This window comes from Streptomyces sp. NPDC047043, assembly GCF_040644055.1.
Lineage (GTDB): Bacteria > Actinomycetota > Actinomycetes > Streptomycetales > Streptomycetaceae > Streptomyces.
Map to the genome: position 1 here is coordinate 12,065 of NZ_JBEYVO010000024.1, position 17,023 is coordinate 29,087.

Annotated in this window: 17 protein-coding genes; 4 read left to right on the forward strand and 13 right to left on the reverse strand. The window is 71.4% G+C overall.

Going from position 1 to position 17,023, the window contains the following annotated elements; translation table 11 throughout:
• Window positions 1-24: 24 nt before the first annotated feature.
• From ABZ880_RS33225 to ABZ880_RS33235, 3 genes are read left to right on the forward strand one after another with little or no spacing between them, the layout of a single operon-like run.
• Window positions 25-546, forward strand: coding sequence for a hypothetical protein (locus ABZ880_RS33225; RefSeq protein ID WP_361270505.1), 522 nt, complete (start codon window positions 25-27; stop codon window positions 544-546).
• Between the two features lie 14 nt (window positions 547-560).
• Entirely contained in the window at window positions 561-1,001 is a 441-nt protein-coding gene (locus ABZ880_RS33230) for a ferritin-like domain-containing protein (RefSeq protein WP_361270891.1), read from the forward strand.
• Window positions 1,002-1,026: 25 nt separating this feature from the next.
• Window positions 1,027-1,920 (forward strand): aminoglycoside phosphotransferase family protein, encoded by an 894-nt coding sequence (locus ABZ880_RS33235; protein WP_361270507.1) that lies wholly within the window; start codon window positions 1,027-1,029, stop codon window positions 1,918-1,920.
• 88 nt (window positions 1,921-2,008) lie between these two features.
• On the opposite strand, the gene ABZ880_RS33240 is transcribed toward ABZ880_RS33235, so the two are convergent.
• The 5 genes from ABZ880_RS33240 to ABZ880_RS33260 form a co-directional block, all read right to left on the reverse strand.
• Entirely contained in the window at window positions 2,009-3,223 is a 1,215-nt protein-coding gene (locus ABZ880_RS33240) for a M20 family metallopeptidase (RefSeq protein ID WP_361270510.1), read from the reverse strand.
• Between the two features lie 142 nt (window positions 3,224-3,365).
• A complete protein-coding gene (locus tag ABZ880_RS33245) occupies window positions 3,366-3,575 on the reverse strand; it encodes a ferredoxin (RefSeq protein WP_361270513.1) in 210 nt (69 codons plus the stop codon).
• Between the two features lies 1 nt (window position 3,576).
• Entirely contained in the window at window positions 3,577-4,791 is a 1,215-nt protein-coding gene (locus ABZ880_RS33250; protein ID WP_361270515.1) for an NADH-ubiquinone oxidoreductase-F iron-sulfur binding region domain-containing protein, read from the reverse strand.
• The gene (locus ABZ880_RS33255; protein WP_361270518.1) at window positions 4,788-5,369 is read right to left on the reverse strand and encodes a ferric reductase-like transmembrane domain-containing protein; all 582 of its coding nucleotides are present in this window, start codon (window positions 5,367-5,369) and stop codon (window positions 4,788-4,790) included. The genes ABZ880_RS33250 and ABZ880_RS33255 overlap by 4 nt, the downstream gene beginning before the upstream one ends.
• Entirely contained in the window at window positions 5,366-6,388 is a 1,023-nt protein-coding gene (locus ABZ880_RS33260) for an FAD:protein FMN transferase (RefSeq protein WP_361270521.1), read from the reverse strand. The genes ABZ880_RS33255 and ABZ880_RS33260 overlap by 4 nt, the downstream gene beginning before the upstream one ends.
• Window positions 6,389-6,436: 48 nt before the next feature.
• Between ABZ880_RS33260 and ABZ880_RS33265 the strand changes: the two genes are divergently transcribed.
• Window positions 6,437-6,814 carry a hypothetical protein gene (locus ABZ880_RS33265; RefSeq protein WP_361270524.1) on the forward strand — a complete coding sequence of 126 codons (378 nt, stop codon included), beginning with the start codon at window positions 6,437-6,439 and terminating at the stop codon, window positions 6,812-6,814.
• A gap of 40 nt (window positions 6,815-6,854) precedes the next feature.
• Here the strand turns inward: ABZ880_RS33265 and ABZ880_RS33270 are convergent, their stop codons facing one another.
• From ABZ880_RS33270 to dxr, 8 genes are all read right to left on the reverse strand, one after another.
• Entirely contained in the window at window positions 6,855-8,558 is a 1,704-nt protein-coding gene (locus tag ABZ880_RS33270) for a proline--tRNA ligase (RefSeq protein ID WP_361270527.1), read from the reverse strand.
• A gap of 251 nt (window positions 8,559-8,809) precedes the next feature.
• Entirely contained in the window at window positions 8,810-9,379 is a 570-nt protein-coding gene (locus ABZ880_RS33275; protein ID WP_361270530.1) for a GNAT family N-acetyltransferase, read from the reverse strand.
• Between the two features lie 54 nt (window positions 9,380-9,433).
• Window positions 9,434-10,282, reverse strand: a complete 849-nt coding sequence (locus ABZ880_RS33280; protein ID WP_361270533.1) for a GNAT family N-acetyltransferase — start codon at window positions 10,280-10,282, stop codon at window positions 9,434-9,436.
• A 98-nt stretch (window positions 10,283-10,380) separates the two neighbouring features.
• Window positions 10,381-12,159 (reverse strand): alpha-L-fucosidase, encoded by a 1,779-nt coding sequence (locus ABZ880_RS33285; protein WP_361270535.1) that lies wholly within the window; start codon window positions 12,157-12,159, stop codon window positions 10,381-10,383.
• 194 nt (window positions 12,160-12,353) lie between these two features.
• Window positions 12,354-13,511 carry a flavodoxin-dependent (E)-4-hydroxy-3-methylbut-2-enyl-diphosphate synthase gene (gene ispG, locus ABZ880_RS33290; protein WP_361270538.1) on the reverse strand — a complete coding sequence of 386 codons (1,158 nt, stop codon included), beginning with the start codon at window positions 13,509-13,511 and terminating at the stop codon, window positions 12,354-12,356.
• Between the two features lie 268 nt (window positions 13,512-13,779).
• A complete protein-coding gene (locus ABZ880_RS33295; protein ID WP_361270541.1) occupies window positions 13,780-14,046 on the reverse strand; it encodes a hypothetical protein in 267 nt (88 codons plus the stop codon).
• Between the two features lie 350 nt (window positions 14,047-14,396).
• Window positions 14,397-15,689, reverse strand: a complete 1,293-nt coding sequence (locus ABZ880_RS33300) for a site-2 protease family protein (protein WP_361270893.1) — start codon at window positions 15,687-15,689, stop codon at window positions 14,397-14,399.
• Window positions 15,690-15,697: 8 nt separating this feature from the next.
• A complete protein-coding gene (dxr, locus tag ABZ880_RS33305) occupies window positions 15,698-16,954 on the reverse strand; it encodes a 1-deoxy-D-xylulose-5-phosphate reductoisomerase (protein WP_361270544.1) in 1,257 nt (418 codons plus the stop codon).
• Window positions 16,955-17,023: the final 69 nt, after the last annotated feature.

Below are 17,023 nucleotides of genomic sequence, written 5' to 3' on the forward strand. Positions count from 1 at the left end.
TACGACCCCCCGAGGACGTCAGTCGTGCCGTACCCCCCGCCCTTGCGTGCCCTCTCGGGGCCGCGCAGAAGATCTCTGCTTGCCTCGGTCGCCGGTGCTGCTGTGCTGGTGGGCTGTTCGGGCGGTTCCGGCGAGTCCGGGGAGAGCACCGGTGGCAGTCCGTCGGTCTCCGAGAAGGCGCGTGCGCGTGCGGCTCGGGACAGTGTGGGGCTGGTGGGGCGGTACGACGCCGTGATCGCCGCGCATCCGGCGGTGGCGGAGCGGCTGGGACCGCTGCGGGCGGAGGTCGTGCGGCATGCGGAGGCCTTCGGGGGGACGGCCGCGAAGGCGTCCCCGACGGCGTCCGAGGCCTCGCCTTCCGCGCCGGCCGCCGTGCCGGTGAGCGAGAAGGACGCCCTGGCCGAGCTCGCCGCCGCCGAGCGGGCGCTGGCCGACCGCCGTACGACGGCGCTCCTCGACGTGCCGGGCGAGCTGGCGCGGCTGCTGGCCTCGGTCGCGGCGGCCGGGGCGGCGCACGCGTATCTGCTGACCGAGGGAGCCAAGTGAGCGAGAAGCAGGAGATGAAGGCCCTCCAGGCGGCGCTGGCCGCCGAGCACGCGGCGGTGTACGGCTACGGCGTGGTCGGCGGGCGGATCCGCGAGGGCCGTCGCAGCGAGGCCCGCTCGGCGTACGACGCCCATCGGGCCCGGCGGGACGCGCTGGTGCGCGAGGTGCGGGACCTGGGCGGCAGGCCGGTGGCCGCGGCGGCGGCGTACGCGCTGCCGTTCCCGGTGCCGGACTCGGCCGCTGCGGTGCGCCTGGCCGCCGAGTTGGAGGACCGGATGGCCGGGGTGTACTCCGACGTCGTACGGGCAACCGGGGGCGAGCGGCGGCGCACGGCCGCCGAGGCGCTGCGGGAGGCGGCGGTGCGGGCGGTGCGGTGGCGCGGCGAGAGCGTAGCCTTCCCTGGGCTCGCCGAGCGGGCGGCCACCGCCTCTGCCTCGCCGGCACCCACCGCATAACGCGTACGGAAGGAACGACTCGCGCATGGCTTTCGAACCGCCGCAGCGTCTGGTCAGGGCGCTCGGTGAGACGGCACCGGGCGGTGACGACTGGCTGGAGAAGCTGCCCGAGGCGGCCCGCCAGGCCGCCTCGCTACGCGAGTTGACCGTGGAGCGGGTGCAGGTCCCCGGCGGGCGCAGCAGCCTGGTGGTGCTGGTCCGGCGTTCCGACGGCACCCCCGCCGTACTCAAGCTGGCCCCGCCGCGGTGTCGGCCGGAGGCCGAGCGGGCCGCGCTCGCGCACTGGGGCGGGAAGGGTGCCGTACAGCTGCTCGACGAGCCGGTCGTCGAGGGTGTGCTGTTGCTGGAGCGGCTGCATCCGGATGTTTCCGTGCGGTCGTTGCCGGAGGCGAAGGCGCTGCTGGAGGCCGCGGGGACGCTGCGGCGGCTGTGGGTGGAGCCGCCGGGCGAGTACCCCTTCGAGACCGTCGCCGAGCGGACGGGGCGGCAGGCGGAGGCGATGAGGGCGAGCGCCGGTGCGGAGGTCGCTCCGCTGGTGGACGCCGCGTCGGCCGCGCGCGAGGAGTTGCTGGCGGCGCCACCTGAGCGGCGGTTGCTGCACGGGACGTTCCGGCAGAGCAAGGTGCTGGCCGGGGAGCGGATGCCGTGGCTCGCAGTGGGGCCCGATCCGGTGGTCGGTGAGTGCGCGTTCGATCTGGCGCGGCTGGTGCGGGACCGGGTGGAGGACCTGATCGCCTCGCCCAGCGGGGCGGCCACAACTCGGCGGCGGATCAAGAGACTTGCCGAGTCTCTCGACGTGGATCAGGAGCGGCTTCGGGGGTGGACGCTGTTCCGGGCCGTGGAGTCCGGGGCGCGGGCGCTTCGGGTGGGGCGGCCGAAGGACGCGGAGCTGCTGCTGGAGTTCGCCGGGTGGCTTTGAGGGACCGGCAAGCGCGCGGACGACCCCCACACGGGCATCCGCGGGAGGCCGAACCACAGTCCGTCGGTGTTGACGAACGGCAGGCGCACTAAGCCTCCTCGGAAAGGCGGTCGAGGCGGCGGACCGCGAGTTCGGCGAGCAGCGCGGCGCCGTCGGCGAGCACGCTGTCGTCGAAGGCTGCGAGCGGGGAGTGGTTGGTGGGTGCGGTCTCCGGGTCGCCGGTGGCGTCGGCGCCGAGGAAGACGAAGGCGCCGGGCACCCGGTCGAGGACCCGGGAGAAGTCCTCGGAGCCGGTGATCGGGTCGGCCATCGGCTCGAAGCGCTCCTCTCCGAAGGCCTCGCGGACGGTGTCGGCGAGGAAGTCGTACTCGGCGTCATGATTGACGGTGACCGGGTATTCGGGGACGAAGTCGGCCTCGGCGGTGAGGCCGTGGGCGGTGGCGATGTCCTGGCAGAGGCGTACGGCGACCTCGGCGGCGCGCTCCGCGGCTGCGGCACTGAACGTCCGTACCGTCGCCTCGAAGACCGCGTCGTCCGGGATGATGTTGCGCCGGGTCCCGGCGTGGAAGGTGCCGACGGTGACCACGACCGGGTCGAAGACGTCGAAGCGCCGGGTGACCATCGTCTGCAGCGCGGTGACCATCTCGCAGGCCGCCTGGATCGGGTCGAGGGCGTCGTGCGGCCGGGAGCCGTGCCCGCCCGCGCCGACCACGCGCACGTGCAGACCCGCCGAGGCCGCCATCAGCGTGCCGGGGCGGGAGGTGAAGACGCCGGTGGGGTACGACGACGAGCTCACGTGCAGTCCGTAGGCGGCGTCGACCGGGCGGCCCGCCGCATCCAGCACGCCCTCCTCGACCATGTGGCCGGCGCCGTCCCAGCCCTCCTCCCCCGGCTGGAACATGAACACCACGTCCCCGGCCAGGCTTTCCCGCCGGTCGGCGAGCAGCCGGGCGGCGCCGACCAGGCCGGCGGTGTGCAGGTCGTGGCCGCAGGCGTGCATGGCGCCGGCGATCAGGGAGGCGTAGTCGGCGCCGGTGCGTTCGGTGACCGGCAGGGCGTCCATGTCGCCGCGCAGCAGAACGACGGGACCCGACCGGGCGCCGGGTGCGCCGCCGCGCAGGACCGCGGTGACCGAGGACAGCGAGCTGCCGGTGCTGGTCTCCAGCGGCAGCGCGTCCAGTGCGGCCAGCACCTTCTCCTGGGTGCGCGGCAGGTGCAGGCCGATCTCCGGTTCCCGGTGCAATGCCCGGCGCAGGACGGCGAGTTCGCCCTGGAGCTCACGCGCGTCGTCTCGCAGACTCATCCCTCTCCCCTCACCTGTGCACCGCGTGTTGCGGGTACTGCCCACGTGACCGGCAATCATGAGAGATCAGCGCAGTGTCGCGCGGACATTGGCGGAATACGCCGCCCAGGGGCTCCGATTCCGAAGGATCCGGCCGCGCCCCTCAGGTGCGTTGCCCGGCCGTCAGTTTGAGAGCCAGGACGGGGCAGTTCGCTGCTGCTCTGCGGGCTCGTTTCACTGTTCTCGTGGGGACGGGTGTTTTGTCCACCAGAGGGTAGCCCCACTCGTCGAGCGTGATGTGTTCCGGTAGGAGTTCCGCGCAGAGGCCGTGGCCCTGGCAGGACGTCCAGTCGATGTCGATGCGCTCGTCCATGTCAGTGCTCCTGAGGTACGGGCAGCAAAGGTGTGCGGTCGGTCGCCGTGCACAACCCCCTTGCGTGGGCGTCGAGTTCGGGGGCGAAGGTGGTCAGGGCGCTGCGGACCAGGCGGATCGTGCCGTCGGGGTGGTGGCAGGCGCCTCGGCCTGCGACGAGGCCTGCCCAGCGGGCGACGTCGGTGCGGTTGGTGCCCTGGGGGCCGGGGGTGGCCAGGGTCTGGAAGGCGGCGGCCATGCGGGGGAGGCCGTTGAGGCAGGGGCCGCACTGGCCCGCCGACTGGAGGGCCAGGTAGCGCAGGATTCGGGCGGTTTCGGCGGGGCCGCAGCGGGTGGCCGGGAGGGCGGCGAGGACTCCGGCGCCCATCGTCGTTGCGTCCAGGGGGAGTTGGGCCGCCTCGGCGGTCGGGAGCCAGGTGCCGTGGTAGCCGCCCAGGAGGACGGCCGACATGCCGTCGAGGGTGACGATCCGGTGCAGCGGCATGCCGAACGGGGCTTCCACGACCCGCGGTTCGTGTCCCGGCACGTGCACCGTGCACAGGGCGCTGCCCGGCTGGGCCGGCGTCCCGGCGGTGCGGAACCAGTCGGCGCCGTAGCGGGCGACGAGTGCCAGATGGGCCAGGGTCTCCACGTTCTGGACGAGGGTGGGGGCCCTGCGCACGCCGCGTTCGCGCACCGGCGGGTTCTGGTGCGCGGGCAGCGCGGCGCCTCCGCCGACGTACTGGGCGAGGGCCGAGGCCTGCCCGGACAGGAACCGCTTCGGCAGTCGTACGACCTGGACGGCGACGGGATCGTTGCGGCGGGCGAGGGCGGATTCGAGATAGGAGGCGCCGTCCTCGACCGCGAGATGCGCCTCCGTCGCGCCGACCGCCCGGGCGGCCACCTGGATTCCGTCGAGGACGAGGTGGGGCGAGAGGCCCAGCAGCGTCTTGTCCTTGCGGCTCGCGGGCTCCCCCTCGGCGCCGTTGGCGACGACGACCGGGGCGCGGCCGGTGCGGCGGCCGGCCTCGGCGACCGCGGCCAGCTTGCGGTGCACGGGGAACGCCGCTCCCCCGCGCCCGGCGAGCCCGGACTCGGCGACGGATCTCAGGAGGGCGTCCGGATCGCCGTACGACAGTGGGCCGTAACGCTGTTCGTGGGTGGGGAGGTCGGCCGGGGTGCCGCCGGGGGCGAGCAGGCGCGGGGACATGTAGAGGTCGGGGAAGGTGGCGGTCATGAGCGGGCTCCCTCGGCGGTGCGGAGAAGGGCGGCGGGGGTGCGGCGGGGTGCGCGGGCGGAGTGCGCCACGCGGATGCCTCCGGCGGTGAGGACGGCGGCCACGCAGGCGATGGTCAGCCAGGTCATCCAGTCGGTGCCGGTGTCCGTGCCGATGCCGATGCCGTGGATCAGGGCGACGGGCCACGAGGCGTACGCGAGCCAGTGGATCGCGCGCCAGGTGCGGTGGCCCATCCGGGCGCGGAGCAGGCTGGTGATCAGTACCGCCAGCATCAGGTCGAGGGCGACCGTGCCGAGGCCGAGCCACAGGGGCTGGTAGTCCGACACGAAGGGGATCAGGACATCCACGACGGTGATGTCGACGTAGCTGTCGATCACCGCGAGTGCGATGTGCAGGGCCAGAAAGGCGGTCGCGGAGAGGGAGAGGGTGCGGTGGAGGCTGACGGTGCCGAAGCGGGGGAGGCCGGGGAGTTTGCCGCGGAGCTTCACGGCGATGCCGAGCAGGACGACGATCGTGAAGAGGACAAGGCAGACGGCGCCGGTGGCACGGTTGGCGTACCAGAGGGTTTCGCTCGTCATTCGGCTGCCCCCCGGTGGGTGGCTGAGCGCGCCCCGCGGCGGAGCCGCTCATCGGTACAGCCCCGCGCCCCTGGGGCAGTTGGCCAGCCCGGCGTTGTGATGACCAGGCCCTCTTGGCTCACCAATCGCGCCTGCAGCCCCATCCGGGTCAGCCGGCGCTCCGCACCTGCACCCCTCACCAAGGACGCGGTCGTTGCCGCGTTGGCGTCGGCGCAGGTGGTGGCGGCGACCGAGACAGTGCGCCACGGGGAGCGGACGGGCAGGCCCGTGCGGGGGTCGACGATGTGATGCAGGTCGTGGCCGCTGCGGCGCCAGTTGCGGGCGGCCGTGCCCGAGGTGGCGAGGCCTCCGCTGTGCAGGCCGACCATGGCGTACGGGCCCTGCGTCGGCGTCTCGTCGACCGGGCCGGTGACGTCCTGGACGCGGATCTGCCAGCCGCCGGCCGGTGCCTTGCCCGCGACGGCCGTGTCGCCGCCCAGGCTCACCAGGACTCCGCAGCCGGACGCCTCGGCGAGCATCGCGGCGGCCTTGTCGGCGGCCCAGGCCTTCGCCGTGGCGCCCAGGTCGAGGCGGACGCCGGGCGGGACGGTGACCGTGCCCGTCGCACGGTCGAGCGTCACGGTGCGCCAGCCCGGGGCCCGCTTCACCGTGAGCCGTACCGGGCGGTCGTCCTCCCGGACGAGGGTGAAGTCGCGGTCGTAGCCGATCGCTTCCATCGCCGAACCGACCGTGGGGTCCACGGCTCCGTCGGTCGCCTCGGCAGCGCGCAGGGCGACCGCGAGGGCCTCCGCGAGCAGCGGGCTGACCCGGACCGGGCGGCCCGCCGTCTCGTCGAGCGCGGCCAGCTCCGAGTCCGCGCGGAAACGGCTGCAGGCCGCGTCGACCTCGGCGAGGTGCCGGGCGAGGAGCAGGTTGCAGGAGTCCAGCAGGGCGGGGTCGGTGACCACCAGGCGGACCGTGGTGCCGAGAGCACGCCACTCGGTCGCGGCCGTGGTGCGGGTCTTCAGCAGCGCGCTCATCACGACGCCCCCGAGCTGGAGTCGGCGGAGCCACTGCCATTCGAGGACGTGAGGCCGCCGGAGGCCGAGGAGTTGTCCGAGGAACTGCTGCTCGACGAGGAGTCGTCCGTGGCGGAGCTGCTGCCGGACGACGTCGAGCTGTCCGACGAGGACGAGTCCGTGCTGCTGCTCGAGCCGGTGCTGCTGCTCGTCGTCGAGGACACGGCGCTGGTGTCCGTGTCCATCGTGCCGATCAGCGCGAACATGCCGGCGGCGGCCGCCAGTGTGACCGCCGCCGCGGTGGCCGCCGTGCGCCGGGCCCCTCTGCGGACCAGCGCGGCGGCGCCTCGCTCCCTGCCTCTGCCTTCCATGGCCGTACCCCTCCCGAGCCGTAGTGACGTTCTGTCACGCCCTACGGTCGGGGAACGGCCTGAGAGAAGTCTGTGAGCTCCCTTTAGGAGCCCAGAGACGTTTCTGAGGAGTTCCTTTAAGCGGTCAGCCGGGCGATCGCCTCGTCCACCGTCAGCTCCTCGCGCTCACCGCTCCTGCGGTCCTTCAGCTCCAGGACGCCCTCGGCGGAGCGGCGGCCCGCGACCAGGATCTGCGGGACACCGATGAGCTCGGCGTCCGTGAACTTCACGCCCGGGGAGACACCGGCGCGGTCGTCGACGAGGACACGGAGGCCGGCGGCGCGCAGCTTCTCGGAGACCTCGAGGGCGAGTTCGATCTGCAGCGCCTTGCCCGCGGCGACCACGTGCACGTCGGCCGGGGCGACCTCGGCCGGCCAGCACAGGCCCTGCTCGTCGGCGGTCTGCTCGGCGAGGGCCGCGACCGCGCGGGAGACGCCGATGCCGTAGGAGCCCATGGTGACGCGGACCGGCTTGCCGTTCTGGCCGAGGACGTCGAGCTTGAGGGCGTCGGCGTACTTGCGGCCGAGCTGGAAGATGTGGCCGATCTCGATGGCGCGGTCCAGCTTGAGGCCGGTGCCGCACTTCGGGCACGGGTCGCCCTCCTGGACGACCACGACGTCGACGTACTGGTCGACCTCGAAGTCACGGCCCGCCACGACGTTCTTGGCGTGCGTGCTTTCCTTGTTGGCGCCGGTGATCCAGGCGGTGCCGGGGGCCACGCGCGGGTCGGCGATGTACTTGACCTTCTCGCCCAGGCCCTGCGGACCGACGTAACCGCGGACCAGGTCCGGGCGGCCCGCGAAGTCCGCCTCGGTGACCATCTCGACGACGGCGGGCGCGAAGTGCGCCTCGACCTTGCCCATGTCGACCTCGCGGTCGCCCGGGACGCCGACGGCCACGATCTCGCCGTCGACCTTCACGAGGAGGTTCTTGAGGGTGGCGGAGGCCTCGACGCCGAGGTGGGCGGCGAGGGTCTCGATGGTCGGGGTGTCCGGGGTGGGGATCTCCTCGAGCGCGGCCACGCCGGCGGCGTCCACCGGCTTCAGCTCGTACGTGATCGCCTCGGTGTTGGCCGCGAAGTCGCAGTTCGGGCAGTCGGCGAAGGTGTCCTCGCCGGCCTCGGCCGGGGCGAGGAACTCCTCCGACTTGGAGCCGCCCATCGCGCCCGCGGTCGCGGCGCAGATGCGGTAGTCGAGGCCCAGGCGCTCGAAGACGCGCTGGTAGGCCTGGCGGTGCAGGGCGTAGGACTGGGCCAGGCCCTCGTCCTCGGTGTCGAAGGAGTACGAGTCCTTCATCAGGAACTCGCGGCCGCGCAGGATGCCGGCCCGCGGGCGGGCCTCGTCACGGTACTTGTGCTGGATCTGGTAGAGGATGACCGGCAGGTCCTTGTAGGAGGACGCCTGGTCCTTCACCAGCAGGGTGAAGATCTCCTCGTGGGTCGGGCCGAGGAGGTAGTCGCCGCCCTTGCGGTCGTTCAGGCGGAACAGCTCGGCGCCGTACTCGTCCCAGCGGCCCGTGGCGTCGTACGGCTCCCGCGGCAGCAGGGCGGGGAGCAGCACCTCCTGGGCGCCGATCGCGTCCATCTCCTCACGGACGATCCGCTCGACGTTGGCGAGGACCTTCTTGCCGAGGGGCAGCCACGACCAGATGCCGGCCGCCGTGCGGCGCACGTAGCCGGCGCGCACGAGCAGCTTGTGGCTGAGGACCTCGGCGTCCGCCGGGTCGTCGCGCAGCGTCTTCGCCATCAACTGGGACATGCGCTGGACCGGTGCGTTCGCCATGGTTCTCGTACTCCTGCCGGGAAAGGGTGATGGCTAGGGGGTGCCCGACACATTCCCGTCGTCCGCCCGAAGGGCGGGCCGCGCGCGGTCTGGTGCGTGCGATCGCAAGGCGCCGGAGCGCCCTCGTGGCGGAGCCACGTGGGCGGTTCGGCAACGCGGCGAGCGTGCGTGCCAGACCCCACGCGGCAGGCGGGAATGTGTCGGGCACCCCCTAGGAGGTTAGCCGCGCTTGCTGTGCCGGTGGAAATCCGTTACCGGCGGCGCAGCGGCAGCGGGGCGCCCATCACTGCGTACGGCTTCGGGGCGCTCGGGAAGAGGACCTGGCGGGCCAGATCCTGGTAGCCGAGGGAGCGGTAGAGGCCGCGGGCAGGACTGTCGACGTCGATCGCGGAGAGGATCGAGCGGGGTTCGGCGGCGCCGTCGGTGATGGTGGTGATCAGGGAACGGCCGATGCCGTGGTTCTGGTGGCCGGGGTGGACGTGCAGCTCGGTGATCACGAAGGAGTCGTCGAGCCAGCCGTCGTGGCCCTGGGCGCGGAGGTAGGGCTCCACGACGGTCGACCACCAGTGGGTGCGGTCGTTGGGCATGCCGTAGACGAACCCGATCAGGCGGCCCTCGATGGTGGCGCCGAGTGCGCGGGCTCCCGGGTACGTCATGTGGCGCAGCACGATCTGGCGGCGTACGGCGACCTCGTCCGCGCCCAGTCCGAACGCGACGGCCTGCACTGCAAGGGCCTCGTCGACCCGGGCGGACAGATCGAGCGGACCGATCACGACGTCGTCGGGCCGGCGGCGATGACCATGACCGGGAAAGTGCAGCATGCCGGGGAGACTACAGGTCTCGTACGAGGGTCAGAACAGCACTGTGAACAGCGGCTAGAAGAGCACGCTCATGAACGCGCCGACCTCCTGGAAGCCCACCCTGCGGTAGGTCCTCCTGGCCGGCGTATTGAAGTCGTTGACGTACAGGCTGACGATCGGGGCCACGTCCGCCAGGGCGTAGCGCAGCACCGCCGCCATGCCCGGTGCCGCGAGGCCCTTCCCCCGGTATTCGGGGGCCACCCACACGCCCTGGATCTGGCAGGCCTGGGCGGTCGCCGCGCCGATCTCCGCCTTGAAGGCGACCTTGCCGTGCTCGTCGAGGCGGGCGAAGGAGCGGCCGGAGCCGACCAGTTCGGCCACCCTCGCCTGGTAGAGCAGCCCGCCGTCTCCCGCCAGCGGCGAGACACCCACCTCCTCGGTGAACATCGCCACGCACGCCGGCATGATCGTCTCCATCTCGTCCTTGCGGATGCGGCGGACGTAGGGATCCGGGGCGATGTCGGCGGGCATGCGGTCGGTGACCATGAGCGGCTGGTGGGCGCGGACCTCGCGGGCCGGGCCCCAGCTGGGTTCGAGCAGGCGCCAGAGCTGGGTGGTGGGCTCCACGGGGCCGACGATGGAGGAGCACCGCCGGCCGGCCCTGCGCGCGCGGTCGGCGAAGGCGCGCACGGCGCGCGGGGTGGCGCAGATCGGGACCAGGTTGGCGCCGGCGTAGCAGAGGGAGGTGAGCATGCCCTCCTCGTAGAAGCCCCACATCTCGCCGCCGAGCCGCCACGGGTCGAGGCCGGCGATCTGGACCCGCGACGTCACGAAGGCGTTCGCGACCGGCTCGCGGTCGAGGACGGCGAGCGCGGCGTCCAGGTCGCTCGGTTCGAGCACCCGGGAGGTGGTCTGGGTCAACACGTGCGGGGCCTCACCCTGAGGGTTCTGCTGATCTCCGCACTGTACCTGCCGAATTTGTGCCGCGCCGCCCGATGGGACGGCGCGACGGGACACCGGCGTCAGCCGTGGCCCACGGGGTGACCGTGGCCGACCTCCACCTCGTCGATCCGCAGTTGGCGGTGGAAAGCGGGGACGGTTGCGGCGGCCCAGGTGGTCTGTACGTCCAGCCGGATGTAGCGGGTGCGCAGGCTCTCGCCGAGGTCCACGAACCGCACCCCGCGGGCGCTTTCGAGCACACCGGCCCTGATGTCACGCCAAGTCGAACCGTCGTCACTCACGGACACCGTGTAGTCCTTGATGCGCGCGGAGTCCTCCTTCCGCCCGAAGGTCTCCCTGTTGTACGTCGGCGACCACTCGCGCTGGTTTATCCCGAGGAAGTCGGCCTTGCGGACATGCCCCAGGTCGAGGGTGTAACTCACCGGCAGCACACCGGCGTTGTCGGTGTACGTGGTGAAGTCGCCGTCGGCGAGGGCGGGTTCGCTCGCTCGGACCGTGCGGGTGGGGTGGACGCCCTCACGGTGCGCGGCCGTGCGCACCTTGAAGACGGTGTCGTACGGGTCCCAGTCGGCGATGCCCTTGATGGCGAGGGTGCCGTCGCGCTGGTCGAAGTGGAGGCGCTTGCCGGTGCGCAGGTCGGTGATCCGCTCGATGCGGTAGCCGTTGTCGCGGATGCGCACCTGGTCGCCGGTGGTCGGCCCGGTGGTGACGTGGACGTACTGTGTCCGGCGGTCCGCACGGCTGACCGTGACATAGCCGTACGAGCCGTCGTTCCAACGGCCCGGCTGCATGCCGCCGTACATGAAGCCGCCGCCGTCGACGCCGTGCAGGGACTCCCAGATGGGCGGGAGGTAGTCCTTCATGAGGTCGATGAACTGCTCCTGCTGGGACGGGAACCGGCCGTTCACCATGGCGGTGAAGTCCATGAGGGACCTGATGGAGTTGCCGGCGTTGGCGATGTAGCGGTCGACGTTGAGGAGGGTGGAGACCGGGCGGTCCTGGCCGTCGTACCACCAACTGCCCGTGTCGGGGACCTTGTAGCAGGACTCGGTCAGGCGGGGCATGGGTGTCCAGATCGCCGAGGGCTGGTCGTACGGCGGGGTCATACCGGTCTTCTGCTCGTGGGACACCATGTCCATGATCGGGGTGTCCTCGTTGTTGTTGCTCAGCGTCATGTCGGGGCGCAGCTGCCGGATCTGCTCGTAGAGCTGGTGCTGCTCCCAGTACTCGTTGTCGTTGTCGATCCAGAAGCCGGACAGCTTCGGGTAGTTGCGCATGACTTCGAAGAAGTTGTCGTAGCTGAACTCGCCGAAGCCCTCGCGGGTGGTGAGGTCGACGTCGTGGCCCTTGTGGGCGGAGTAGGCGGCGGAGTCGAGGGTCTCGATGCCCTGTTCGTCGTGCCATTTGGGGTCGTCGGTCATATAGAGGATGACCTTGAGGCCCTTGGCGGAGGCGGCCTTGATCAGTTCGCCGAGGATGTCGCGCTTCGTGGAGCAGGAGCCGGGGATCTGCGAGGGCCAGGGGCGGGCGTAGCCGAGGCGGGAGTGGAAGGTGGCGAGCACGATGTAGCTCGCGCGGATCTTGCGGGCCTCGTCGACCCAGTACTCGGGACTCCAGCCGCCGTCGGTGACGGCCTGCTCCCAGGACGCGCAGTCGTAGTGCTTGGGGGCGGTGAACATGCCCCAGTGCAGGAAGAGTCCGGCGGTGGCGTTGCGGAGCACGGTCTGGCGGGGCGGCGACGGTTCGGCGGCCTCGGCGTTGGCGCCCGCGTTGGCCGCGGGGGCCGTGCACAGCAGGGCGAGAAGGGCGATCCAGAGGACGAGCAGCTTGCGGCGTCTCATACGGTCACCTTGGTCATCCGACGTATAGGCGGGCGTGCACGTATCACATGGGACAGTTGAGCCGGTGCGGCCCATAACTTCCCGCCATACATCGGAGCTGTCAAGAGAGCTGGAAGCACAACTGGAAACAACACTTACGCCCCGCCACAAGGGATGTGGCGGGGCGTAGGGATGTATCGGGGCGCCTGCCGGCGTCAGCCGGCGACGGAGACCTCGGGCTCGCCGGAGGCGACGCCGGCCGCCTCCATCTGCTCGGCCAGCTTCATGGCCTCCTCGATGAGGGTCTCCACGATCTTGGACTCGGGGACGGTCTTGATGACCTCGCCCTTGACGAAGATCTGGCCCTTGCCGTTGCCGGAGGCGACGCCGAGGTCGGCCTCACGGGCCTCGCCCGGGCCGTTGACGACACAGCCCATGACGGCGACGCGGAGCGGGACCTCCATGCCGGTCAGACCCGCGGTGACCTCCTCGGCCAGCTTGTAGACGTCGACCTGGGCGCGGCCGCAGGACGGGCAGGAGACGATCTCCAGACCGCGCTGCTTGAGGTTCAGGGACTCCAGGATCTGGTTGCCGACCTTGACCTCCTCGACCGGCGGGGCCGAGAGGGAGACGCGGATCGTGTCGCCGATGCCCTGGGAGAGGAGGGCGCCGAAGGCGACGGCCGACTTGATGGTGCCCTGGAACGCCGGGCCCGCCTCGGTGACACCGAGGTGCAGCGGGTAGTCGCACTGGGCGGCGAGCTGCTTGTAGGCCTCGATCATGACGACCGGGTCGTTGTGCTTGACGGAGATCTTGATGTCCCGGAAGTCGTGCTCCTCGAAGAGGGACGCCTCCCACAGGGCGCTCTCGACGAGGGCCTCCGGGGTCGCCTTGCCGTACTTCTGCAGCAGGCGCCGGTCCAGGGAGCCGGCGTTGACGCCGATGCGGATCGGGGTGCCGTGGTCCTTGGCGGCCCGCGCGATCTCCTTGACCTTGTCGTCGAACTGCTTGATGTTGCCGGGGTTGACGCGGACCGCGGCGCAGCCGGCCTCGATGGCGGCGAAGACGTACTTGGGCTGGAAGTGGATGTCGGCGATGACCGGGATCTGCGACTTCTTCGCGATGGTGGCGAGCGCGTCCGCGTCGTCCTGGGTGGGGCAGGCGACCCGCACGATCTGGCAGCCGGAGGCGGTCAGTTCGGCGATCTGCTGGAGGGTCGAGCCGATGTCCGACGTACGGGTCGTGGTCATGGACTGCACGGACACGGGCGCGTCCCCGCCCACGGCCACGGTCCCGACCTGGATCTGCCGGCTCTTCCGACGCTCGGCAACCCTGGTCGGAACGGACGGCATGCCGAGAGAAATCGCAGTCATCTGCTGTGCAACCCCAAGTCGTGGATCAAGGTCCGGTCCCGTAATCAGCGGGCTCCGAGCTTCGAGATTACGGCACGGACATGAACGGCGGCACACAGCGTGGTGGACGTCCACCCGATGGCGGGGCACGACCGCCGACCTGGCATGGACCCTGATCGGCGGGTCATGCTCTCGCGTTGTGATGACCATCACGGGTGACCGTCACGGAGATCTGGCGCCTGCGCATCGCCTGGCGGACACGGCCGACGCCATTGCGCTACGGCATCTCTCATCCACCGGCGGGCTCGCCGTGCGGGCCAAGGGCGACGGAAGCCCCGTCACCGAGGCCGACGGGGAAATCGAGGACGTACTGCGCGAGTTGATCCGGCAGCGGCATCCGTACGACGTCTTCCTCGGAGGGGCGTCCGGCGGGCCGCCCGGGCGCGCGAGCCGTCGGTGGATCGTCGAGGGCATCGAGGGGACCGCCGCCGTCGTCGGAACCCGAGCCGAGCACGCTGATCGCCCTCGAGGAAGGCGGCGAGGTCTCGCTGAGCATGGTCTCGGCGCCCGCGCTCGGCCGGCGTCGGTGGGCGGTGCAGGGATTCGGCGCCTGGTTTCGGGGCCCGCCCTTGCGCCCCGCCCCCGGCCAGGCTGAGCGAACCGGTACGGGTCGTGGCCGCCGCGCCGGCGGTCCGCACCCTCGGGGCCCGGCCGGAGCTCGACCGGTCGAGCCCTGCCGAGCGGCCCGTCCGCAAGCCGTCCTCCGGCTCCGGCTCCGGAGGCGGACGGCGCCTTCGGCGACCTCATGGCCGAGCAACGGAGCGGCGCAGGAGCCGTGCTGTTCGCCGGAATCGGCCTCCAGCGGCGGCTCCTGCGGATCGTCACCCGAACGTGAAGTACCGGCCCCTAGCTGATCTTCACCGGGTTGACGACGTCGGCCACGAGCACCAGCAGGGTGAAGCAGACGAAGACGCTCGCCACCACGTAGGCCACCGGCATCAGCTTCGCCACGTCGAACGGACCCGGGTCCGGCCGGCGCAGCACCCGCGCCACGCTCCGCCGCAGCGACTCCCAGAGCGCGCCTGCGATATGGCCGCCGTCCAGCGGCAGCAGCGGAAGCATGTTGAACAGGAACAGGGAGAGATTGAAGCCCGCGAGCAGCATGACGAACATGGCGAGCTGCTGTGAGGCCGGGATGTCGAGGGTCGCGATCTCGCCGCCGACGCGGGCCGCGCCGACGATGCCCATCGGGGAGTCCGGCTCGCGCGGGCCGTCACCGAAGGCCGCGTCCCACAGGGCCGGGATCTTGGCGGGCAGGGACGCGATGGAGTCGACGGCGTCGCCGACCCGGTCGGTCATCCAGGTGACGGAGTCGCCGAAGTCCTGTTTGACGACGCCGGTGGCCGCGCTGAAGCCGAGGAAGCCGGCCTTGACGTACTGGCCCTGGACGTAGGTCCCGCTGGAGTCCTTCTTCGCGACCTGGTTGGTGGCGATCTTCGCGTGCAGGGTCAGCTCCTGGCCCTTGCGGTCGACGACGATCGCGACCTCCTTGCCGGCGCTGACGCGGATCAGGTCGGAGAGGGTGTTCCAGTCGTCCGTCCTGGCGCCGTTGAAGGAAACGATCTTGTCGCCCTGCTTCAGGCCCGCGGCCGCGGCCGGGGAGGCCGGGTCGGACTTCTTGCAGGTGTCGCGGTTCTCGCTCTGCGCGATGACGCACGGCGAGACGGAGGCGACGGTGTTGGTCTGCTGCTGGATGCCGAAGCCCATCAGGACGGTCAGGAACAGCCCGATCGCGAGGATCAGGTTCATGAACGGGCCCGCGAACATCACGATGACCCGCTTCCACGGCTTGCGCGTGTAGAAGAGGCGGGTCTCGTCACCGGGCCTGAGCTCCTCGAAGGCCGCCGAGCGGGCGTCCTCGATCATGCCGCGCCAGGGCGAGGTGGACCGGGCTTCCAGGCGGCCGTCCGGGCCCGGCGGGAACATGCCGATCATGCGGATGTAGCCGCCGAACGGGATGGCCTTGATCCCGTACTCGGTGTCGCCCTTCTTGCGCGACCAGATGGTCGGGCCGAAGCCGACCATGTACTGGGGCACACGGATGCCGAAGAGCTTGGCGGTCGACAGGTGCCCCAGCTCGTGCCACGCGATCGAGACGAGCAGGCCGAACGCGAAGACCACTATCCCGAGGATGAACATCAGGGTCGTCATGCACGGGCCTCCGCCGTCTGTGCCGCCAGTTCCCGGGCACGCCTGCGCGCCCAGCTCTCCGCTTCGAGGACGTCCGACACGGTGAGTGAAGTTCCCGTGACCGGCGTGCCGTGTTCCTGCACCACCCTGGTCACCGTCTCCATGATCCCGTTGAACGGCAGTGCGCCACCGCGGAACGCCTCCACGCACTCCTCGTTGGCCGCATTGAACACCGCCGGGGCGGTGCCCGCGAGCTCGCCCACGTGCCGGGCCAGGTCGACCGACGGGAACGCGTCATTGTCGAGCGGGAAGAACTCCCAGGTCGACGCCGTGCTCCAGTCGAAGGCCGGTGCCGCGTCGGGGACGCGCTCGGGCCAGCCGAGGCCGATGGCGATGGGCCCCCGCATGTCGGGGGGCGTCGCCTGGGCGATTGTCGATCCGTCCGTGAACTCAATCATCGAGTGGACATACGACTGCGGGTGCACGACCACCTCAATGCGACTGAAGGGAATGTCGTAGAGAAGGTGTGCCTCGATGACCTCCAGGCCCTTGTTGACGAGGGTCGCGGAGTTGATCGTGATCACGGGCCCCATGGCCCAGGTCGGGTGCGCGAGCGCGTCCTCGACCGTCACGTTCGCCAGCTGTTCCTTCGTACGACCGCGGAAGGGGCCGCCGGAGGCCGTCACGACCAGCTTGCGTACGTCGGCGCGCGTGCCGGCCGCGAGCGCCTGGAAGAGCGCCGCGTGCTCCGAGTCGACCGGAATGATCTGCCCCGGCTTGGCGAGCGCCTTGACCAGCGGGCCGCCGACGATGAGCGACTCCTTGTTGGCGAGCGCGAGGGTGCGGCCCGCCTCCAGGGCGGCGAGGGTCGGGGCGAGGCCGATCGAGCCGGTGATGCCGTTCAGGACGGTGTGGCAGTCGGAGGCGGCGAGCTGGGTGGCCGCCTCCGCTCCGGCGAGGATCTCGGGGAGCGTCTCGCCCGTGCCGTACTGGGCCTGCAGGGCCTCCCGCAGCGCCGGTACGACGTCCTCGCGGGCCACCGCGACGGTCCGCACCCGCAGCTGGTACGCCTGCTCGGCGAGGAGGGCGACCCGGCCGCCGTTCGCGGACAGGCCGGTGACCCGAAACCGGTCGGGATTGCGCAGTACGAGGTCGATGGCCTGGGTGCCGATCGACCCGGTGGAGCCGAGGATCACCACGTCCTTCGGGCCGCTGCCCGCCACGGGGTCGTAGACGAGGTGCGGGTCGGCGAGTTGGGCTGGACTGTCGCTCATCCCTCCATTGTTGCCGTAAGGACGGTGTGTGAGGACAGCGCGTCCCCCCTCGGGGGGATCCGAGGGGCG

What these genes read in the sequence shown, in the direction of transcription:
- ABZ880_RS33230 (WP_361270891.1), top strand. Translation starts at nt 561, where the DNA reads ATGAAGGCCCTCCAGGCGGCGCTGGCCGCCGAGCACGCGGCGGTGTAC.
- ABZ880_RS33235 (WP_361270507.1), top strand. Translation starts at nt 1,027, where the DNA reads ATGGCTTTCGAACCGCCGCAGCGTCTGGTCAGGGCGCTCGGTGAGACG.
- ABZ880_RS33240 (WP_361270510.1), bottom strand. Translation starts at nt 3,223, where the DNA reads ATGAGTCTGCGAGACGACGCGCGTGAGCTCCAGGGCGAACTCGCCGTC.
- ABZ880_RS33245 (WP_361270513.1), bottom strand. Translation starts at nt 3,575, where the DNA reads ATGGACGAGCGCATCGACATCGACTGGACGTCCTGCCAGGGCCACGGC.
- ABZ880_RS33250 (WP_361270515.1), bottom strand. Translation starts at nt 4,791, where the DNA reads ATGACCGCCACCTTCCCCGACCTCTACATGTCCCCGCGCCTGCTCGCC.
- ABZ880_RS33255 (WP_361270518.1), bottom strand. Translation starts at nt 5,369, where the DNA reads ATGACGAGCGAAACCCTCTGGTACGCCAACCGTGCCACCGGCGCCGTC.
- ABZ880_RS33260 (WP_361270521.1), bottom strand. Translation starts at nt 6,388, where the DNA reads ATGAGCGCGCTGCTGAAGACCCGCACCACGGCCGCGACCGAGTGGCGT.
- ABZ880_RS33270 (WP_361270527.1), bottom strand. Translation starts at nt 8,558, where the DNA reads ATGGCGAACGCACCGGTCCAGCGCATGTCCCAGTTGATGGCGAAGACG.
- ABZ880_RS33275 (WP_361270530.1), bottom strand. Translation starts at nt 9,379, where the DNA reads ATGCTGCACTTTCCCGGTCATGGTCATCGCCGCCGGCCCGACGACGTC.
- ABZ880_RS33285 (WP_361270535.1), bottom strand. Translation starts at nt 12,159, where the DNA reads ATGAGACGCCGCAAGCTGCTCGTCCTCTGGATCGCCCTTCTCGCCCTG.
- ispG (WP_361270538.1), bottom strand. Translation starts at nt 13,511, where the DNA reads ATGACTGCGATTTCTCTCGGCATGCCGTCCGTTCCGACCAGGGTTGCC.
- ABZ880_RS33295 (WP_361270541.1), bottom strand. Translation starts at nt 14,046, where the DNA reads ATGCTCAGCGAGACCTCGCCGCCTTCCTCGAGGGCGATCAGCGTGCTC.
- ABZ880_RS33300 (WP_361270893.1), bottom strand. Translation starts at nt 15,689, where the DNA reads ATGTTCATCCTCGGGATAGTGGTCTTCGCGTTCGGCCTGCTCGTCTCG.
- dxr (WP_361270544.1), bottom strand. Translation starts at nt 16,954, where the DNA reads ATGAGCGACAGTCCAGCCCAACTCGCCGACCCGCACCTCGTCTACGAC.